The organism is Rhodococcus sp. C26F, from assembly GCF_053345925.1.
This window is the reverse complement of record NZ_JBKFBA010000001.1, coordinates 1-15,720: the sequence shown is the minus strand read 5'-3', so window position 1 is coordinate 15,720 and position 15,720 is coordinate 1. Positions and strand designations below refer to the sequence as shown.

General features: G+C 67.7%; 13 protein-coding genes, 3 tRNA genes and 1 pseudogene. 8 read left to right on the top strand and 9 right to left on the bottom strand.

Features of this window, described 5'->3' with window-relative positions:
* Positions 1 to 62 precede the first annotated feature (62 nt).
* Both ACLBYD_RS00085 and ACLBYD_RS00080 read left to right on the top strand, forming a co-directional pair.
* Positions 63 to 533, top strand: coding sequence for a MarR family winged helix-turn-helix transcriptional regulator (locus ACLBYD_RS00085; protein ID WP_060652229.1), 471 nt, complete (start codon positions 63 to 65; stop codon positions 531 to 533).
* Positions 534 to 584: 51 nt separating this feature from the next.
* Positions 585 to 672 (top strand) — tRNA-Ser (locus ACLBYD_RS00080).
* 48 nt (positions 673 to 720) lie between these two features.
* Here ACLBYD_RS00080 and ACLBYD_RS00075 read toward each other — a convergent pair.
* The 4 genes from ACLBYD_RS00075 to ACLBYD_RS00060 all read right to left on the bottom strand — a co-directional run bounded on the left by ACLBYD_RS00075 (position 721) and on the right by ACLBYD_RS00060 (position 3,799).
* Entirely contained in the window at positions 721 to 1,221 is a 501-nt protein-coding gene (locus ACLBYD_RS00075; protein ID WP_447814922.1) for a hypothetical protein, read from the bottom strand.
* 61 nt (positions 1,222 to 1,282) lie between these two features.
* Positions 1,283 to 2,026, bottom strand: a complete 744-nt coding sequence (locus ACLBYD_RS00070; RefSeq protein WP_447814921.1) for an MBL fold metallo-hydrolase — start codon at positions 2,024 to 2,026, stop codon at positions 1,283 to 1,285.
* A gap of 31 nt (positions 2,027 to 2,057) precedes the next feature.
* Positions 2,058 to 2,456: a flavodoxin domain-containing protein gene (locus ACLBYD_RS00065; protein WP_060652227.1), complete on the bottom strand. Its 399-nt coding sequence runs from the start codon at positions 2,454 to 2,456 to the stop codon at positions 2,058 to 2,060.
* A gap of 80 nt (positions 2,457 to 2,536) precedes the next feature.
* The gene (locus ACLBYD_RS00060; RefSeq protein WP_447814920.1) at positions 2,537 to 3,799 is read right to left on the bottom strand and encodes a GAF domain-containing protein; all 1,263 of its coding nucleotides are present in this window, start codon (positions 3,797 to 3,799) and stop codon (positions 2,537 to 2,539) included.
* A 147-nt stretch (positions 3,800 to 3,946) separates the two neighbouring features.
* Between ACLBYD_RS00060 and ACLBYD_RS00055 the strand changes: the two genes are divergently transcribed.
* Both ACLBYD_RS00055 and ACLBYD_RS00050 read left to right on the top strand, forming a co-directional pair.
* Positions 3,947 to 5,788: an NAD(P)-binding domain-containing protein gene (locus ACLBYD_RS00055; RefSeq protein ID WP_447814919.1), complete on the top strand. Its 1,842-nt coding sequence runs from the start codon at positions 3,947 to 3,949 to the stop codon at positions 5,786 to 5,788.
* Positions 5,789 to 5,961: 173 nt separating this feature from the next.
* A complete protein-coding gene (locus ACLBYD_RS00050; RefSeq protein ID WP_447814918.1) occupies positions 5,962 to 6,960 on the top strand; it encodes an alpha/beta hydrolase in 999 nt (332 codons plus the stop codon).
* Positions 6,961 to 6,981: 21 nt separating this feature from the next.
* On the opposite strand, the gene ACLBYD_RS00045 is transcribed toward ACLBYD_RS00050, so the two are convergent.
* Positions 6,982 to 8,679, bottom strand: coding sequence for a bifunctional metallophosphatase/5'-nucleotidase (locus tag ACLBYD_RS00045; RefSeq protein WP_447814917.1), 1,698 nt, complete (start codon positions 8,677 to 8,679; stop codon positions 6,982 to 6,984).
* A 99-nt stretch (positions 8,680 to 8,778) separates the two neighbouring features.
* Complete coding sequence (gene hisC / locus ACLBYD_RS00040; RefSeq protein WP_447814916.1) at positions 8,779 to 9,858, bottom strand: histidinol-phosphate transaminase; 1,080 nt, start codon at positions 9,856 to 9,858, stop codon at positions 8,779 to 8,781.
* 148 nt (positions 9,859 to 10,006) lie between these two features.
* Between hisC and ACLBYD_RS00035 the strand changes: the two genes are divergently transcribed.
* Both ACLBYD_RS00035 and ACLBYD_RS00030 read left to right on the top strand, forming a co-directional pair.
* Positions 10,007 to 10,098 (top strand) — tRNA-Ser (locus ACLBYD_RS00035).
* Between the two features lie 37 nt (positions 10,099 to 10,135).
* A tRNA-Arg gene (locus tag ACLBYD_RS00030) sits at positions 10,136 to 10,208 on the top strand.
* A 71-nt stretch (positions 10,209 to 10,279) separates the two neighbouring features.
* On the opposite strand, the pseudogene ACLBYD_RS00025 reads toward ACLBYD_RS00030, so the two are convergent.
* Positions 10,280 to 10,961 (bottom strand): annotated as a pseudogene (locus ACLBYD_RS00025) (LLM class flavin-dependent oxidoreductase).
* Positions 10,962 to 11,452: 491 nt separating this feature from the next.
* Here ACLBYD_RS00025 and ACLBYD_RS00020 point away from each other — a divergent pair.
* Together ACLBYD_RS00020 and ACLBYD_RS00015 are read left to right on the top strand one after the other, a co-directional pair.
* Positions 11,453 to 12,685, top strand: a complete 1,233-nt coding sequence (locus tag ACLBYD_RS00020) for an acyl-CoA dehydrogenase family protein (protein ID WP_447814915.1) — start codon at positions 11,453 to 11,455, stop codon at positions 12,683 to 12,685.
* Positions 12,685 to 13,833 (top strand): acyl-CoA dehydrogenase family protein, encoded by a 1,149-nt coding sequence (locus tag ACLBYD_RS00015; protein WP_447814914.1) that lies wholly within the window; start codon positions 12,685 to 12,687, stop codon positions 13,831 to 13,833. The genes ACLBYD_RS00020 and ACLBYD_RS00015 overlap by 1 nt, the downstream gene beginning before the upstream one ends.
* A gap of 30 nt (positions 13,834 to 13,863) precedes the next feature.
* Here ACLBYD_RS00015 and ACLBYD_RS00010 read toward each other — a convergent pair whose 3' ends face one another.
* Positions 13,864 to 14,313: a very short patch repair endonuclease gene (locus ACLBYD_RS00010; RefSeq protein WP_267499185.1), complete on the bottom strand. Its 450-nt coding sequence runs from the start codon at positions 14,311 to 14,313 to the stop codon at positions 13,864 to 13,866.
* Between the two features lie 11 nt (positions 14,314 to 14,324).
* Complete coding sequence (locus ACLBYD_RS00005) at positions 14,325 to 15,470, bottom strand: DNA cytosine methyltransferase (protein WP_447815339.1); 1,146 nt, start codon at positions 15,468 to 15,470, stop codon at positions 14,325 to 14,327.
* Positions 15,471 to 15,720: the final 250 nt, after the last annotated feature.

The following is a 15,720-nucleotide window of genomic DNA, read 5'->3' as shown; positions in this document are numbered from 1 at the left end:
GCTCACCTGCTCGAAACTACCGTGCAGTAACCGGATCGGGCCGTCGGCATTACACTCCCGGCGTGACCAGCGAACGAGACGAACCCAAGTGGTTGACGGCAAAGGAGCAGGAGGCCTGGCGGCTCTACATGGACGGCAACAACCGTCTCATGAGCGCCCTCAGTCGGTCCCTCAACGATCGACACGACCTGTCGCTGGCGGAATATCGGATCCTGGTCATGCTCTCCGAAGCCCCCGACGGTGCCCTGCGCATGAGCGACCTCGCCGACGGCGTGCTGTCCTCGCGCAGCCGTCTCACCCATCAGATCCGGCGGATGGAGCAGGAGAAGATGGTCGTGCGCAGCTCGTGCCCCGACGACGGTCGCGGTGTGCTCGCCACCATCACCGAGGAGGGCCGGCGGCGCCTGGCGGAGGCCGCCCCCACCCACGTCGACGACGTGCGCAACTACCTCATCGACCTGCTGTCGGCCGACGAGCTCGACATGCTGGCGCGGGTCTTCGCGCGCGTCGAGCACACTCTGGCCGACCGTTGAGGTCGCGAATCGGTTAGGCCCTGCTTGCGCGGAGCGGTTAGGATCTGCCACGGAAGCGTGGCAGAGCGGCCGAATGCACTCGCCTTGAAAGCGAGCTTGGGTAACACCAACGGGGGTTCAAATCCCTCCGCTTCCGCCACGGAAGAGGTTCCGGCACCCGTCAGGGAGTCGGAGCCTCTTCTCGTTTCTACCGCCGGGTCGCGACCATCTTCTCCTCGAGGATCCAGGTGCGCCCCTCGTCGACGGAGTACTCGCCGAGCCAGACGAAGTGATCCGCACCCACCTCCGTGAACCGCCACCGGAGGAACGGGTCGCCGTCGGTGCTGATCAGGTGCATCTCGTCGCCGGACGGTCGTCCGACGAACTTGCGGACGCGCCCGTGGATCGGTTCGATCCAGGTGGAACGCCAGGCGCCGATCCCGTCGTCGAAGAACCGGATCGTGGTGCCGTGGAACGCATAACGCTCGTCCTCGGTGGATTGCGGACCGCCGGCCGGGACGATCCACACATCCTGGATCGCGCGCCCGCCGAGCACGGTGCCGAAGTGCAGTTCTCCGCGGAACGACGCGGGTGCCTCCTCGTCCCCGGGGCGGCTCCACTGCAGATCCCAGCTGCCGTCGAACCGTGAGAAGGCCTCGAGCTTCGGGTCGGCGACGCCGGTCAGAAGAGTGGCACCGAGAGCATTCATGCGGCCAGTGTGCCCGCGCCGTGCGGGCATGTCCCCGGTTCCCGTGGACCGATCACATCTGTCAGCTCGGTCCGGCGGCCACCGCTCGTTCCACGGCCGCGGCCGCACCGTCGTGCCAGGGTTCACCGTGGCCGACGAGGACGTGCTTCGCGCCGGTGCCGGCGATGGCCGCCAGCGAGGCGAGGGCCGTCCTGCTGTCGGCGGTCGCCGCACCCGAGACGATCTGCGGACCGTGCCTGCCCGTGTACGGATCGAGGGTGACGATGGCGTCGCCGACGATCACGGTGTCGCGGTCCGGGAGATGTAGCGCGCAGTGCCCGTAGGTGTGGCCGGGGGTGTGCAGGGGGACGGGGCGGCCCGGCAGGTCGAGCGGTTCGGAGTCGTGGAAGAGCGTCACATCGTCGACCCCGCGCACCCACAGCGCACCGGCCACGGTCATCCGGGCGAGCACGGGGATGCAGGCGGGATATCGGACGGGATAGCGCAGCCGGTTGCGTTCGTGCTGGTAGCGATAGGGGTGGGCGGCGAGGAACTTCTCGTCGCGATGCGCCCATACCGGCACCCGCCACCGTTCACGCAGCCGCTTCGCGGACCCGACGTGATCGAAGTGGGCGTGCGTGAGGACGACTCCCTGCACGTCGTCGATCCGACGACCGATGCGTGAGATCGCCTCTTCGATGCGACCGGCCGTCGCGGGCAGTCCCGTATCGACGACGGTCACTCCGGCGTCGTCCTCGATCAGGTAGACGTTGACGTCGGCGTGCGCGAGGCGATGCACGCCCGGCGCGACATCCGTGTGGAGCATGGTGGCCCTTCGCTCGGGGGAACGTGCGGGTTCAGCTGTGTCCGTCGATCTCGTCGGCGATGAAGGCGGCCCACGACCGCACTTCGTCCTCACCCGCCGACGGACCGAACGACCGGTAGTCGAGCGCAGCGAGTTCGGACACCAGATCCGGTGTGTCCTCCGCGCTTTCGTCGCCCACCGCGAACAACCACACGAGCTGCTGACTCAGCCCGGAGGCCCGTGACGACAACAGTTCAACGGTGTCGGGCGAGTACTCGCCGGCGTCGACCTCGCCTCCGAAGACGACGCCCTCGAACTCCTCCGACCGCTCGAGATCGGAGGTGTCACCGACGGTGACGTCGATGTCCCGCTCTCCCAACGCGTCGGCGACGAGCCGGGCGATCTTCTGGGTCGGACCTTCGGGACTGTCCGTGACGACGAGAACGGTCATTGTGTCTCCAGCATGTTCGACGACTCGGGTTCACTGGTGCGTTCCCGGTCCCCGAGGGGCGGAAACATGCCCCGGCCGTGTCAGTGGGAGACGCCGAGCGCCCGCACCCCCGGCGCTCCGGAGCGGCGGACGAATTCGGAGTCGGCGAGGCGTTCGTCCGCACCGAGATCCAGCGACAGGTCGACGGTGGTGGCGAGCCGGTAGGGCTTGCTCTCGATCACGTCCCCGATCGCGCGTCGCAGTCGCGACACCTCGGCGCGGACCGACACGGCGTGGTCGTCGTCCCCGTAGAGGGCCCGGCTGAGCGCTGCGACCGTCATGCCGTCCGGGCCGCGCTCGTGCAGCAACAACAGGATCTCGGCCTGACGTGCGGTGACGATGCTACGCCAGGAGTCGTCGTCCCCGAACACCTCCACCGTGGGCGACGACGACACGTGCAGCACCATCCGCATGCGCGACGGCGATGCCGCGCCGCGGATCAGCCAGCCGTGCGAAAGGCGCTCGGGCACACACAGTCCCATACCGGGAACGGTCAGCGGGCGTGCGTGCCGCGGAACCGCGACCCGCTCGGCGGCGATACCGGAGGCGTGCGCGACCCAGCCGTCCTCGTCGACGAGCAGCACGGGTCCACGCGTCGACGACAGCAACGGAGCGGCCTCGGTGCGCAGCCGTTCGAGCCGCACCTCGTGCCGCCGCCACAGTTGCGCTTCGGCGAGCCGGACGGCGGTGTCGACGAGGGCGATGATGGCCGGGTGCAGGGTCAGCGCGGGGCCGCTGACGTCGACGATGCCCAGCAGGTCGCCGCGGATCGGATCGTGGATCGGCGCGGCGGTGCAGTACCAGGGGTGCTGGGTCGTCTCGAAGTGCTCACCCGAGAACAACTGGACGGGCGCGGCCTCCGCGAGCGCCGTGCCGATGGCATTGGTGCCGACCGTCGATTCGGTCCACACCGTGCCCTCCTGGAAACCGAGGGTGTCGGCGCGCGAACGGATCGGTGCCGAACCGCTGCGCCAGAGGATCACGCCGTCGGCGTCGGTCACCACCAGCAGCAGATGCGAGGCGTCGGCGACAGGTGTGATGACCTGCTTGAGATCGCCGATCACCGCGGAGAGGGCGGATGCACGGCGACGTCGCTCGACCTCCGCAGCGGGCAGCCGGCTGCGTTCGTTGGTGCCGGTGGGATCGAGGCCCGCGTCGAGCACGCGCTGCCACGAGCGGGACACGAGCGGGCGGGGTCGCATGGGTGACCGGGCGCCGCCGATGACCGCGTCGTGCATCCGCGTCAACTCGCGCGCGTAGCGCGACAGGTCGGTGCCGGGCGCGATCGCGCTGAACGTGGTCACGGTCTCCTCTTCGTCGTCGTCCTCGGAGCATAGGTGGCAAATGTGTGCTGCGCCACAAATCGGACGCCGTGCAACGTGACGCAACGCTTGTGGGGGAGCGGTCGCGGGGAGTGTCCTGGATCACATCACCACGGGAAAGGACTCACCATGACCGACACCCTCGACAAGCCCACGACCTCCGGCACCGCGACGCCCGACGAACGCGTCGACGCCTGGTTGCAGGCTTTCGAAACCGCCCTCGCGCAGCGCGACATCGACGCGGCTGCGGGCCTGTTCGGCACCGATTCCTTCTGGCGCGACCTGGTCGCCTTCACCTGGAACCTCAAGACCGTCGAGGGACGCGAAGGTGTCTCGGACATGCTGCACGCGCGACTCGCCGACACCGACCCGAGCGGCTTCCGCACCACCGAACCAGCGAGCGACGACGACGGAGTGCTCAGCGCCTGGATCGCGTTCGAGACCGCGGTCGGTCGCGGCGTCGGCCATCTGCGTCTGAAGCGCGACGAGGAGAGCGGCGAGGACCGCGCCTTCACGTTGCTGACCACGATGCAGGAGCTGAAGGGTTACGAGGAGAACAAGGGCACGCGTCGTCCCCGCGGCACGAAGCACGGCGCCGACAAGCACCGCGTCACGTGGTCGGAGCAGCGCGAGATCGAGGAACGCGAACTCGGTTACACCCGTCAGCCCTACGTCGTGATCATCGGTGGTGGTCAGGGCGGTATCGCGCTCGGTGCGCGCATGCGTCAGCTCGGTGTTCCCGCGATCGTGCTCGACAAGTACGACCGTCCCGGCGACCAGTGGCGCGGCCGCTACAAGTCGCTGTGTCTGCACGATCCCGTCTGGTACGACCACCTGCCGTACATGCCGTTCCCCGACAACTGGCCGGTCTTCGCGCCCAAGGACAAGATCGCGGACTGGCTCGAGATGTACACGAAGGTGATGGAAGTTCCGTACTGGTCGAAGTCGGAATGCACCTCGGCGAGCTACGACGAGGCGACGGGCGAATGGACCGTCGATGTCGTGCGCGACGGCGAACCGGTGGTCCTCCGGCCCAAGCAGCTCGTCATCGCGACCGGCATGTCGGGTAAGCCGAACATTCCCGACTTCCCCGGAATGGACCTGTTCCGCGGCGAACAGCACCACTCCAGCGCCCATCCGGGCCCGGACGCCTATGCCGGCAAGAAGGCCGTCGTGATCGGTGCCAACAACAGTGCGCACGACATCTGCGGTGCCCTCTGGGAGGTCGGCGCCGACGTCACCATGGTGCAGCGTTCGTCGACCCACATCGTCCGGTCCGATTCGCTGATGGACCTCGGCCTCGGCGACCTGTACTCCGAGCGGGCCCTCGCCGCCGGTGTCACGACCCAGAAGGCCGACCTGACCTTCGCGTCCCTGCCGTACCGGATCATGCACGAGTTCCAGATCCCGATCTACGAGAAGATCCGCGAGCGCGACGTCGAGTTCTACGACCGGCTCGAGAAGGCGGGCTTCCAGCACGACTGGGGCGACGACGGCTCGGGTCTGTTCATGAAGTACCTGCGTCGCGCATCCGGCTACTACATCGACGTCGGCGCCTCGGAACTCGTCGCGAACGGCGACATCAAGCTCGCCCACGGCAATGTCCGCGAACTCACCGAGACGTCGGTGATCCTCGAGGACGGCACCGAACTCGAAGCCGATCTCGTCGTCTACGCGACCGGCTACGGCTCGATGAACGGCTGGGTCGCCGACCTGATCTCGCAGGAGGTCGCGGACAAGGTGGGCAAGTGCTGGGGTCTGGGCTCCGACACGACCAAGGACCCCGGCCCCTGGGAGGGTGAGCAGCGCAACATGTGGAAGCCCACACAGCAGGACGGTCTGTGGTTCCACGGCGGCAACCTGCACCAGTCGCGGCACTACTCGCTCTACCTGGCGCTACAGCTCAAGGCGCGCTACGAGGGCATCCCGACCCCGGTCTACGGGCTGCAGGAGGTGCACCACCTCCGCTGACCGACTCGGCTCCCACGCGTCGCTCCCGCCATCGGGTGGGGGCGACGCGGCCGTACATCCTCCTATTCGTCACGAATCGGAGGGTGAGTATTAGGGTCGCGTGCAGGTCCGCTTGACCGGGTACAGGTAGTGACTGTGAGATCACTGCAGGTCGTCGGGGGACGGGGAGTTCGATGGTGAAGAGACTTGCGGCGGCTGTGGCAGTGGCCCTGATGGTGCCGGTCTGCGGCACGGCGGTCGCCCATGCCCGACCGACCCATGCCCAGCCGCCCCACATGCAACCGGCGTCGGCCAGGATCGACCGCGTCGAGCGCGTCGGCGACAGGCAGACGAAGCTGTTCGTCCACTCGGCCGCGATGAACCGGATCGTGCCGGTGCAGGTGCTGCACCCGGCCTCGGCGGGGCCGCGTCCCACCCTCTATCTGCTCGACGGTGTCAGCGCCGGCGAGGAGTCCGAGTTCCGCGAAAGCACGTGGACGCAGCGCACCGACATCGAGGAGTTCTTCGCCGGCAAGAACACCAACGTCGTCCTTCCCGTCGGTGGCACCGCGAGCTACTACACCGACTGGAACAACCCTGACCCCGTCCTCGGCGTCAACAAGTGGGAGACCTTCCTGACGGAGGAACTACCCCCGCTGATCGACGCCGAATTCGACGGCAACGGCGTCAACGCCGTCGCGGGCCTGTCGATGGGCGCCACCGGCGCGATGTCCCTGATCACCCGCAATCCCGACCTCTACCAGGGCGTCGCGGCGCTCAGCGGCTGCTACGACACCTCCAGCGACCGCTCCCGCGACACCGTCCGCGGAACCGTCGCGTACAAGGGCGGTAATCCCGACAACATGTGGGGACCGCCCGAGGACACCCGGTGGGAGGAGCACGACTCCTACCTGCTCGCCGAGAAATTGCGCGGCAAGGAGGTCTTCCTCAGCACCGGCAACGGCCTGCTCGGCCCGCACGATCTCGGCGCCGGCCAGGACGTGCTCACCGTCGGCGCGCCGCTCGAGATCGGCACCTTCGTGTGCACCGTCACCTACGACCGTCGCCTCCGCGAACTCGGCATCCCCGCGCAGGTCGTCTACCGCCCGTGGGGCACGCATTCGTGGAGTTACTGGCAGGACGACATCAAGGCCGCGTGGCCGACCCTCGCGGACGCCCTCGGACTCCGCTGACCGCGCATCGACGGCACCGTCTCAGTGCAGGCGGATGCGGTCGACCGCCGGCGGCTCCACTCGTGAGCGGGTCGCCAGATAACTGTTGAGGGCGTCGAGATCCTTGCCCGCGCCGACCAGCCCGTGTGCTTCCGTGCACACGGTGAAACCGTCTCCGCCACCGGCCAGGAAGTTGTTCATCACGACCTTGTACACGCGCTCGGGGTCGACGGCCTCGCCGTCGATCGTGATCGAGCGGATCCGTTCGCCGCGCGGCGCCAGGCGGTCGAGCGTGTAGGTGAGATTGTGCGACGGCGCCAGGATGCGTTCGATCTCCGAGCCGACCGGGCCGTCCTGGAACTGCTGCTCGAGCAGCACGTCGAGTTGGGCTCCGGTGAGGTCGAGTACCTGCAGCATGTTCCCGAAGGGCTGCACGGCGTAGGTCTCGCGGTACGAGACGGTGCCGTCGCCGGCGAGGAGGTCGCCGCGGAGTCCGCCGGGGTTCATCAGGGCGATCTGCGCCCCGAGATGCCGCGTCGCGGCGAGTTGTGCGTCGGCCACCAGATTGCCCAACGCAGACTCTCCGCTCGGGCTCTCGCTGCGCGTGACGTCGGCACCGATGCGGGCGATGGACCGGTTCGCGACCACCGCCGACTTCTCGACCGCCCGGTCGACGAACTCGAGGGTGGTCGGATCCGGGTCGATGTCGTGCGTGACGACCTGCGTGAAGACGACGGTCCGGTCGCGCAGCACCTCTCGGCTCTGTCGGTCGATGACCAGATCGGCGACGGAGAGGATGCGCCCGTGCGAGGCGCCCTGCACGACGGTTCGCGGCCTGCCCGCCGGGTCGGTGTACGTGCAGTTGAAGTGCCGGTCGCCGTCGGAGGTGACGATGAGGTCCACCTCGGGGGAGACGGACGTCGCGATCGCCGCCGCCCCGCCGTCCCCGCTCGGGCACGGATCGTCGCCGTCGATGGCTCCGATGTCGCCCTTGTAGAGCACCACGATCGAGCGGACGCCGAGCGCGCCGAGGATGTCGGCGGTGCGATTGACCGCGGCGATCTCGTCCTCGAACCGCAATCCCGCGATCGCATCGGGCCGGATCATGTCGGGGGTGTTGCTCGGCACGACGCCGATGACCCCGACGGGCAGGCCGTCGACGTAGTCGATGCTGTAGGGGAGTGCGGCCGGTGTGCCGTCCGACGTGGTGAGGTTGGCGCCGAGAATCGGGAAGTTCGCGCCCTCGAACGGCTCGGTGTAGAGGCACCCTTCCTTCGGGTGACAACCGCCGTCCCGGAGCCGCTCGAATTCGGCGTAGCCGCGGTCGAGTTCGTGGTTGCCGAGGGTCGCGGCGGTGAGATCGAGTTCGTCGAGCAGAGCGATGGTCGGCTCGTCGTGGAACAGGCCCGACTCGAGCGGCGACGAACCCCACGTGTCGCCCACGGCGTAGAGCACGGAGTTGTCGGCCTGCTCCCGGAGCTGGCGGACGTAGGCGGCGAGATAGGCCGCACCGCCCGCGGGGACCGAGACGTCGTCCGACCGGACGACCTCGCCGTGCAGTCCCTGCGGGGGCAGCAGATTTCCGTGCAGGTCGCCGAATGCGATCACCCGGAGCGGGACGGTGTTCGAGGGGGCGGTGCTCGACGGTGCAGCGCCGGCAGGTGCCGCACCACCGAAGGCGACCAGTGAGCCGACGACTGCGCAGGCCGACAGGGCGCGCCGCACCTTGCCTGCCCCCATGCAGTTCCTCCGACCCCGGCCCGATCCGACCGCCCGAGTCTGTCAGGGCCGGATCACGCCACCGATACCCAGCCATAACGGTTGGGTCTCGTCACAGGATCAGCCGATGCCGGCGAGTGCCCGTCCCTGCCCGGTCGCGAAGTCGAGGAACAGATCGTTCTCGTGCGGGTCGCCGATCGTCACCCGGGTGCCCTCGCCCGTGAAGTTGCGGAGCACCACGCCTGTCTCCGCTGCGGCTTCGGAGAACGCGGCGGAGCGTTCACCCAGCGGCAGCCAGAGGAAGTTCGCGGCACTCGTGGGCACCTCGTAGCCGGCCTCGACGAGTGCCGCGTGGACCCGTTCCCGCTCGGCGACGACGCCCTCGGTGCGCGCGAGCAACTCGGTCGCGGCGGCGAGCGAGGCCACGGCAGCCGTCTGGGCGAGCGAGTTCACGGAGAACGGGGTGTGGACCTTGCTCAGCGCCGTCACGACGGACGGGTCGGCGACCGCGTATCCGACGCGGATACCGGCGAGACCGTAGGCCTTGGAGAAGGTGCGGAGCACGACGACGTTGCTGCGACCCTCCGCGAGCTCGAGACCGTCGGCCAGATCCTCACCGGGCTCGGGGCGGACGTACTCGAAGTACGCCTCGTCGAGGGCGACGACAATGTGCTGGGGGACGGCGTCGAGGAACTGTGCGAGCTCCTCCTTGCCCAGCAGCGATCCTGTGGGGTTGTTGGGATTGCACACGAAGATCAGGCGCGTGCGGTCGGTGATCGCGGCGAGCATGGCCTTCAGGTCGTGCCCGTGATCCGCGGTGTTCGGGACGCGCACGGCGGTCGCGCCGGCGACGGCCGCGATGATCGGGTACGCCTCGAACGACCGCCACGCGAAGATCACCTCGTCGCCCGCATCGCACGTGATCTGCACGAGCTCCTGGCACAGGCTCACCGATCCGCAGCCCACGGCGATCTGCTCGGTCGGGACGCCGAGTCGCTCCGACAGTGCCGCGACGAGCTCGGTCGCACCGTTGTCGGGGTAGCGGTTGAGGCCGGCGGCAGCGTCGGCGATCGCCTCCCGGACGCTGGGGAGCGGGCCGATGGTCGTCTCGTTGCTGGCGAGCTTCACCGCACCGGGGAACGAGCGGCCCGGAACGTAGGCGGGGATCGATTCGAGGTCGGGGCGGGTCCGTGGAGTCACGAGCCGATTATGCGCCTCGTCGTGTGACCGCCGGTCGGCAGGATGGGGGAGACCGTCCATCTACACGCCTCTGACCAGGCGTTTTGCGTTTCCCCTCGGGGCATGTGTAATGTTTCGATCCGGCGGTTCGAGAGCATCGAATCCCCGAGGAGGCGTGCCAGAGCGGCCGAATGGGACTCACTGCTAATGAGTTGTCCCCCTTACCGGGGACCGGAGGTTCAAATCCTCTCGCCTCCGCCAGTTGGTGTAGCGTCACCAACGACAATTGAATACACATGCGCCCGTAGCTCAACGGATAGAGCATCTGACTACGGATCAGAAGGTTAGGGGTTCGAATCCCTTCGGGCGCACACACGAAAACCCTCACCGGTACTTCCGGTGAGGGTTTTCTCGTTCCCGGATCTTCTTGTTGCACAGCCCCTCACGTGAGCTGTGTGATGGTCCTCTCGGCGAAGTCCTCGATCGGCGCGCGGTACTGCTCGGCGGTGCCGAGGAGGTGATCGTGGTCGCCCGAGTGGGTGACCTCCCAGTTCGCCCACGGCGACACCATGACGCCGGTGATGCCGATCTTCTCCGCCCGCCGGTACAGCTCCACGGACGGTTCGTCGCGCAGGCCGACGATGAAGTCGAAGGGCTCGTTCTCGCGTCCGTACTCGCGGCGATAGCCGTTGATGCGATCGATCCACTGCTCGGCGACGTCGATCGTGTAGGCGGTGCCGACCCAGCCGTCGCAGTAGCGCGCGGCACGTCGGAGCGCCGGTCCGGATTCACCACCGCACAGGATCGGTACCGGGCTCGGCGGGCGGGGTTCGATGGTCATCTCGGGGATGTCGTAGTACTCGCCCCCGGAACGAGACCCATCCTCCCTTCCACAGTTCGCGGAGCGCCCGGATCATCTCGTTCAGCCGGGGTCCGCGGTTGTCGAAGTCCTGGCCGAGCAGTTCGAACTCCTCGCGCATCCATCCCGCGGAAAGTCCGATGGAGACCCGACCGCCGGCGATCGTGGCGGCGGTGCCCACCTGCTTGGCAACCTCGAGGATCGGACGGGACGGCACGATGTAGACGTTGTTGCCGAAGTGCAGATTCTTCGTCACGGCGGCCATCGCACCGATGAGCACCCAGGCGTCGGGCCACTCGGTCTCCGGCGACCAGAACGGCTTGCCGCTCTCGTGCCCGGGATAGACGGTCTTCAACTCCTTCGGGTAGATCAGGTGGTCCGAGACGAGCAGGCCGTGGAATCACTCGAATGCCCTCCGAATTTTCGATGCCCGCCGACGATGAGAGAGTGACGTTTACATTCTCAAGAACAAGGTTCTATCAGAGTGTGTGACCGCAGTCATGAGGTGAAACGCCACCGTCCCCGGTTCCTGCGCTACGAGTGAACGTTCCGTCTTCGTTTCGAGCTGACCCTCCACCTGGAGTCGGGGACTCGATCGTTCGCGTCCCCGGTCGGAGATCCTGCCGGTACCGCAGGTGAAATCCGTCTATTGACGAGCCCGCTGGGGCGGAAGTAGATTTCGTACCACTCTCGAAAAGTTAACGACAATTCGCACGACGGTCCGGCAGCGGCGGTCGCGCTCTGCGGGGAGAAGACATGGAACTTGCGTGGTCAGAGGCCGACGCCGCCTTCAGAGACGAGGTGCGATCGTTTCTCGAGGAGAAGCTGACGCCCGAACTGCGGCGGGCCGGCCGACTCGCGACGAGCGTGTACTCCGACCACGAAGCGAGCATGGAGTGGCAGCGCATCCTCCATGAGCGTGGTTGGGCGGCGCCGGCCTGGCCGGTCGAGTACGGCGGATGCGACTGGACGCAGACGCAGCACTACATCTTCAGCCGCGAGTCGATCCTCGCGGGCGCCCCGAACCTGTCGCCGATGGGCATCCGCATGGTCGCGCACGCGATCGTCGCCTACGGCACCGAAGAACAGAAGAGCTACTTCCTGCCCCGGATCCTCACAGGTGAGGTCTTCTTCTGTCAGGGCTACTCCGAGCCCGAGGCCGGCTCCGACCTCGCGTCGCTCAGCATGGCGGCGGTCGACGACGGCGACGACCTGATCGTCACCGGCAGCAAGATCTGGACCACGCACGCCACCGAGGCGAACTGGATGTTCGCGCTCGTGCGCACGTCGAAGACCGGTCGCAAGCAGCAGGGCATCACCTTCCTGCTCATCGACATGACCTCGCCCGGCATCGAGATCCGCCCTCTGGTCATGACGTCCGGTGAGGAAGTGCAGAACCAGGTCTTCTTCGACGGTGTGCGTGTCCCGAAGAAGAACGTGCTCGGGAAGATCGACGACGGCTGGACCGTCGCGAAATACCTGCTCGTCTTCGAACGCGGGGGAGCGGCGGCAGCGCCGGCCCTGCAGGTCATGGCCGAGCGGATCGCCGAGGCGGCCGCCGAACAGCCCGGTCCGTCGGGTGGCAGGCTCATCGACGATCCGGCGTTCTCCGCCAAGCTCGCCGAGGCACGTATCCGCACCGAGGTACTCGAGATCCTCGAATACCGCACTCTCGCAGCGTTGTCCGCGGGCAAGAACCCCGGTCCCGCGTCGTCGATGCTCAAGATCCTGGGCACCGAACTCAGCCAGACGATCACCCAGCTGACCCTCGAGGCGTCCGGTCCGCGCGGTCGGGTCTACCAGCCGCACATCACCGCGCCCGGTGGTCCGGTGGCCGACTACGTCCCGCCCGCCGACGGTTACGTCAGCGGTGAGGAGTGGCAGGCCGTCGCGCCGCTGCGTTACTTCAACGACCGTGCCGGGTCGATCTACGCCGGCAGCAACGAGATCCAGCGAAACATTCTCGCCAAAGCAGCATTGGGGCTCTGATGGACTTCGGTTTGAGCAAGGAGCAGGAGCTCCTTCGTGATTCGGTCACCAAGTTCCTCGCCGGTCGCTACGACCTGGCGCAAAGCCGGAAGGTCGCGACCACCGGCGAAGGTTGGCAACCGGAGGTGTGGCGGGCATTCGCCGAGGATCTCGGAATCCTCGGGGCCACGCTTCCGGAAGAGGTAGGGGGGATGGGCGGCGGACCGGTCGAGTTGATGGTGGTGTCCGAAGCACTCGGGCACGCACTCGTCATCGAACCGTACGTCGACACGGTCGTCCTCGGGGGCGGGTTGCTCGGTCGTGCAGGGGTCGATCGAGCCCGGTCCGTCCTCGAGGCGATCGCTGCCGGTGAAGCCGTCACGGCGTTCGCCGCGACCGAGCCCACCTCCGGATACGTCTTCCACGACGTGTCCACCACCGCGCGTCGCGAGGGCGACGAGTGGGTCGTCGACGGTGAGAAGACCGTCGTCACCAGCGCTCCGCTCGCGACGCACCTGCTCGTCACCGCCCGCACGTCGGGCGAGCGCACCGACACCGACGGCATCTCGCTGTTCCTCGTCGACTTCGACCCCACGAACCCGCCGACCGGTGTGGAGATCCACTCCTACCGCACGATCGACGACCGACGCGCCTCCGACATCGTCTTCTCGGGTCTGCGACTGCCCGCCGACTCGCTGCTCGGCGAGGAGGGCAGCGCATGGCCGTCCGTCTCGCGCGGCATCGACGAGGCGACCGCCGCCGTGTCCTCCGAAGCCGTGGGTCTGATGCGCAAGGTGCTCGCCGACACCGTCGAGTACGCCAAGCAGCGTCAGCAGTTCGGTCAGCCCATCGGCAGCTTCCAGGCACTCCAGCACCGCATGGTCGACATGTACATGGAGGTCGAGCAGGCGGTATCCGCCGCCTACCTGGCCGTTCTTCATCTCGACAGCGACGACGCCACGCGGGCACGCGCGGTCTCGGCCGCGAAGGCGACGATCAGCCGTGCGGCACGCTTCGTCGGCCAGAACGCTGTCCAGCTCCACGGCGGCATGGGCATGACGGAGGAACTCGCCGTCGGGCACTACTTCAAGCGACTGACCGCGATCGAGTACGAGTTCGGCACCGCCGAACAGCACGTCGCCCGGTACGCACAGCTCACGAAGGGCTGATCGGATCGGTCCAGGGGCCGGTGCGGGGGATCACCCCTGCGCCGGCCCTGCATCCGTTTCCGGGGGAGCAGCCAGAGCATCCTCCACGCGCGTCGCGGCGACGACGGGGTCCTCGTGCTCCCACACCCGCACCACCGTCCAGCCTGCGGCCTGCAGGCGCGCATCGGTGTCCCGATCGCGCTGCACGTTGGCGGCGAGCTTGGCCGCCCACCACTCGGCGTTGTTCTTCGGGAACGTCGCGTGCTGCGGGCAGCTGTGCCAGAAGCATCCGTCCACGTAGACCGCGACCCGACGACGAGGGAAGACGAGGTCGGCCCGGCGTCGCATACCCGGCAGAGGAGCGCGGTCGACGAAGAACCGCCGCCCCCGGCGATGCAGTTCCTTGCGCAACGCCACTTCGGGAACGGTGTCGCGTCGGCGCTGCCGGCTCATCCGCGCACTCGTACGCGGATCCGTCCCGGGCCGATCCGACGACGCCATCACGGTGTCTTTCAGGCTGCCACTCGCGGGAAGCCACCCATGCGTTCGAGGTGGTTCTCGACGTCCTCGAGGAATCCGGGCAGGAAGCGCAGGTTGCCGGAGCGTGCGCGTCGGAGGAATCCTGCCGTCGCCCGCGCCGACAGCAGACGGGCGTCGAGGAGGAAACCGCCGAGGTCTTCGTAGGGAGCCTGGACGGGCCACTGCGACTCGTGCACGCGGAACGCCTGTCCGCGGACACCCCACGCGGCGGTCGGCCAGGTGTCGCCCGGAAGCAGCGGGGTCTCGTGGTCTGAGCTGTACGCGATGGGATTGTTCAGACGGTGGCCCACCCACGACGCCATCCGCACGCTGACCGCATTGCCGACCAGACGCCACCGGTGCCCGGCGCGGACACCGGGCGCCTCGACGGCAGGAGCCGTCCAATCGGCGTCGAAGCCCTGGAGTCTCTCCGCGTCGGTCAGGCCGGGGGTGACGATCTCACCGGACGGCAGTCGCACGGCCGGAGGGCTGGCGATACCGAGCGTCGAACCGCCCTTGAGCGTGGGCACGGCGTTGACTGCCCATCCGAGACCGCGCACACCCTCGGTCCAATAGAAGCCGCAGGGGAACAGATCGGGATTGCCCTCCATCGGCATGCCGGCGTCCTGACCGAACAACACCGTGCGGGGATCGTCCGTACGAGAGGCAACCATCAGGACGCGGTGCCGACGCTGGGGGAGACCGAAGGCGCGGGCATCGACGACGCGATAGGCCCACATGTAGCCGAGCTCCTCGAGAGCGTCGGTGATGTGGCGCATCGCCGCACCCCGGCCGAGCTGCAGCATGAAGGGAACGTTCTCGACGACGAGCCAGCGCGGGCCGTTCTTACGCTTCACGAGACGGAACACTTCGTCGACGAGTCCGGACTTCGATCCCGTGATGCCGGCCGTGCGTCCGGCCTGGGAGAGGTCCTGGCATGGGAAGCCTGCGGCGACCAGTTCCGTATCGCGGGGGAGAGACCGGAGACGGGTGACGTCCGGATGAAGCGGAACGTCGGGGAAGCGCGTACGTAGTACTGCCTGAGCACCCGGCTCGATCTCGCAGAGGAATTCGGTGTTCCACCCGTGTCGCCCGAGTCCGAGCTCCAGACCGCCGATACCGGCGAACAACCCCACCATGTTCCCCGTCGACGTCACGGCACCCTTCCTCGCTCAGCTCAACGGTGAACGTTACTCGAGAAGTAGGACGATCCGTGAGCGGACGCGACGAGCACCACGATGGAGGGGTCCTCCTACCCCTCCTGTGAAGGGCTCCGGGCCACCGAAACCGCCATTGACCTGGCGATTTGGTGTTCTCGGAGATGTTCGCGTAACTTATTCCAGGTCAGAGCGACACGGACACCGACCCGGGCCGAGAGGAACGGGACAA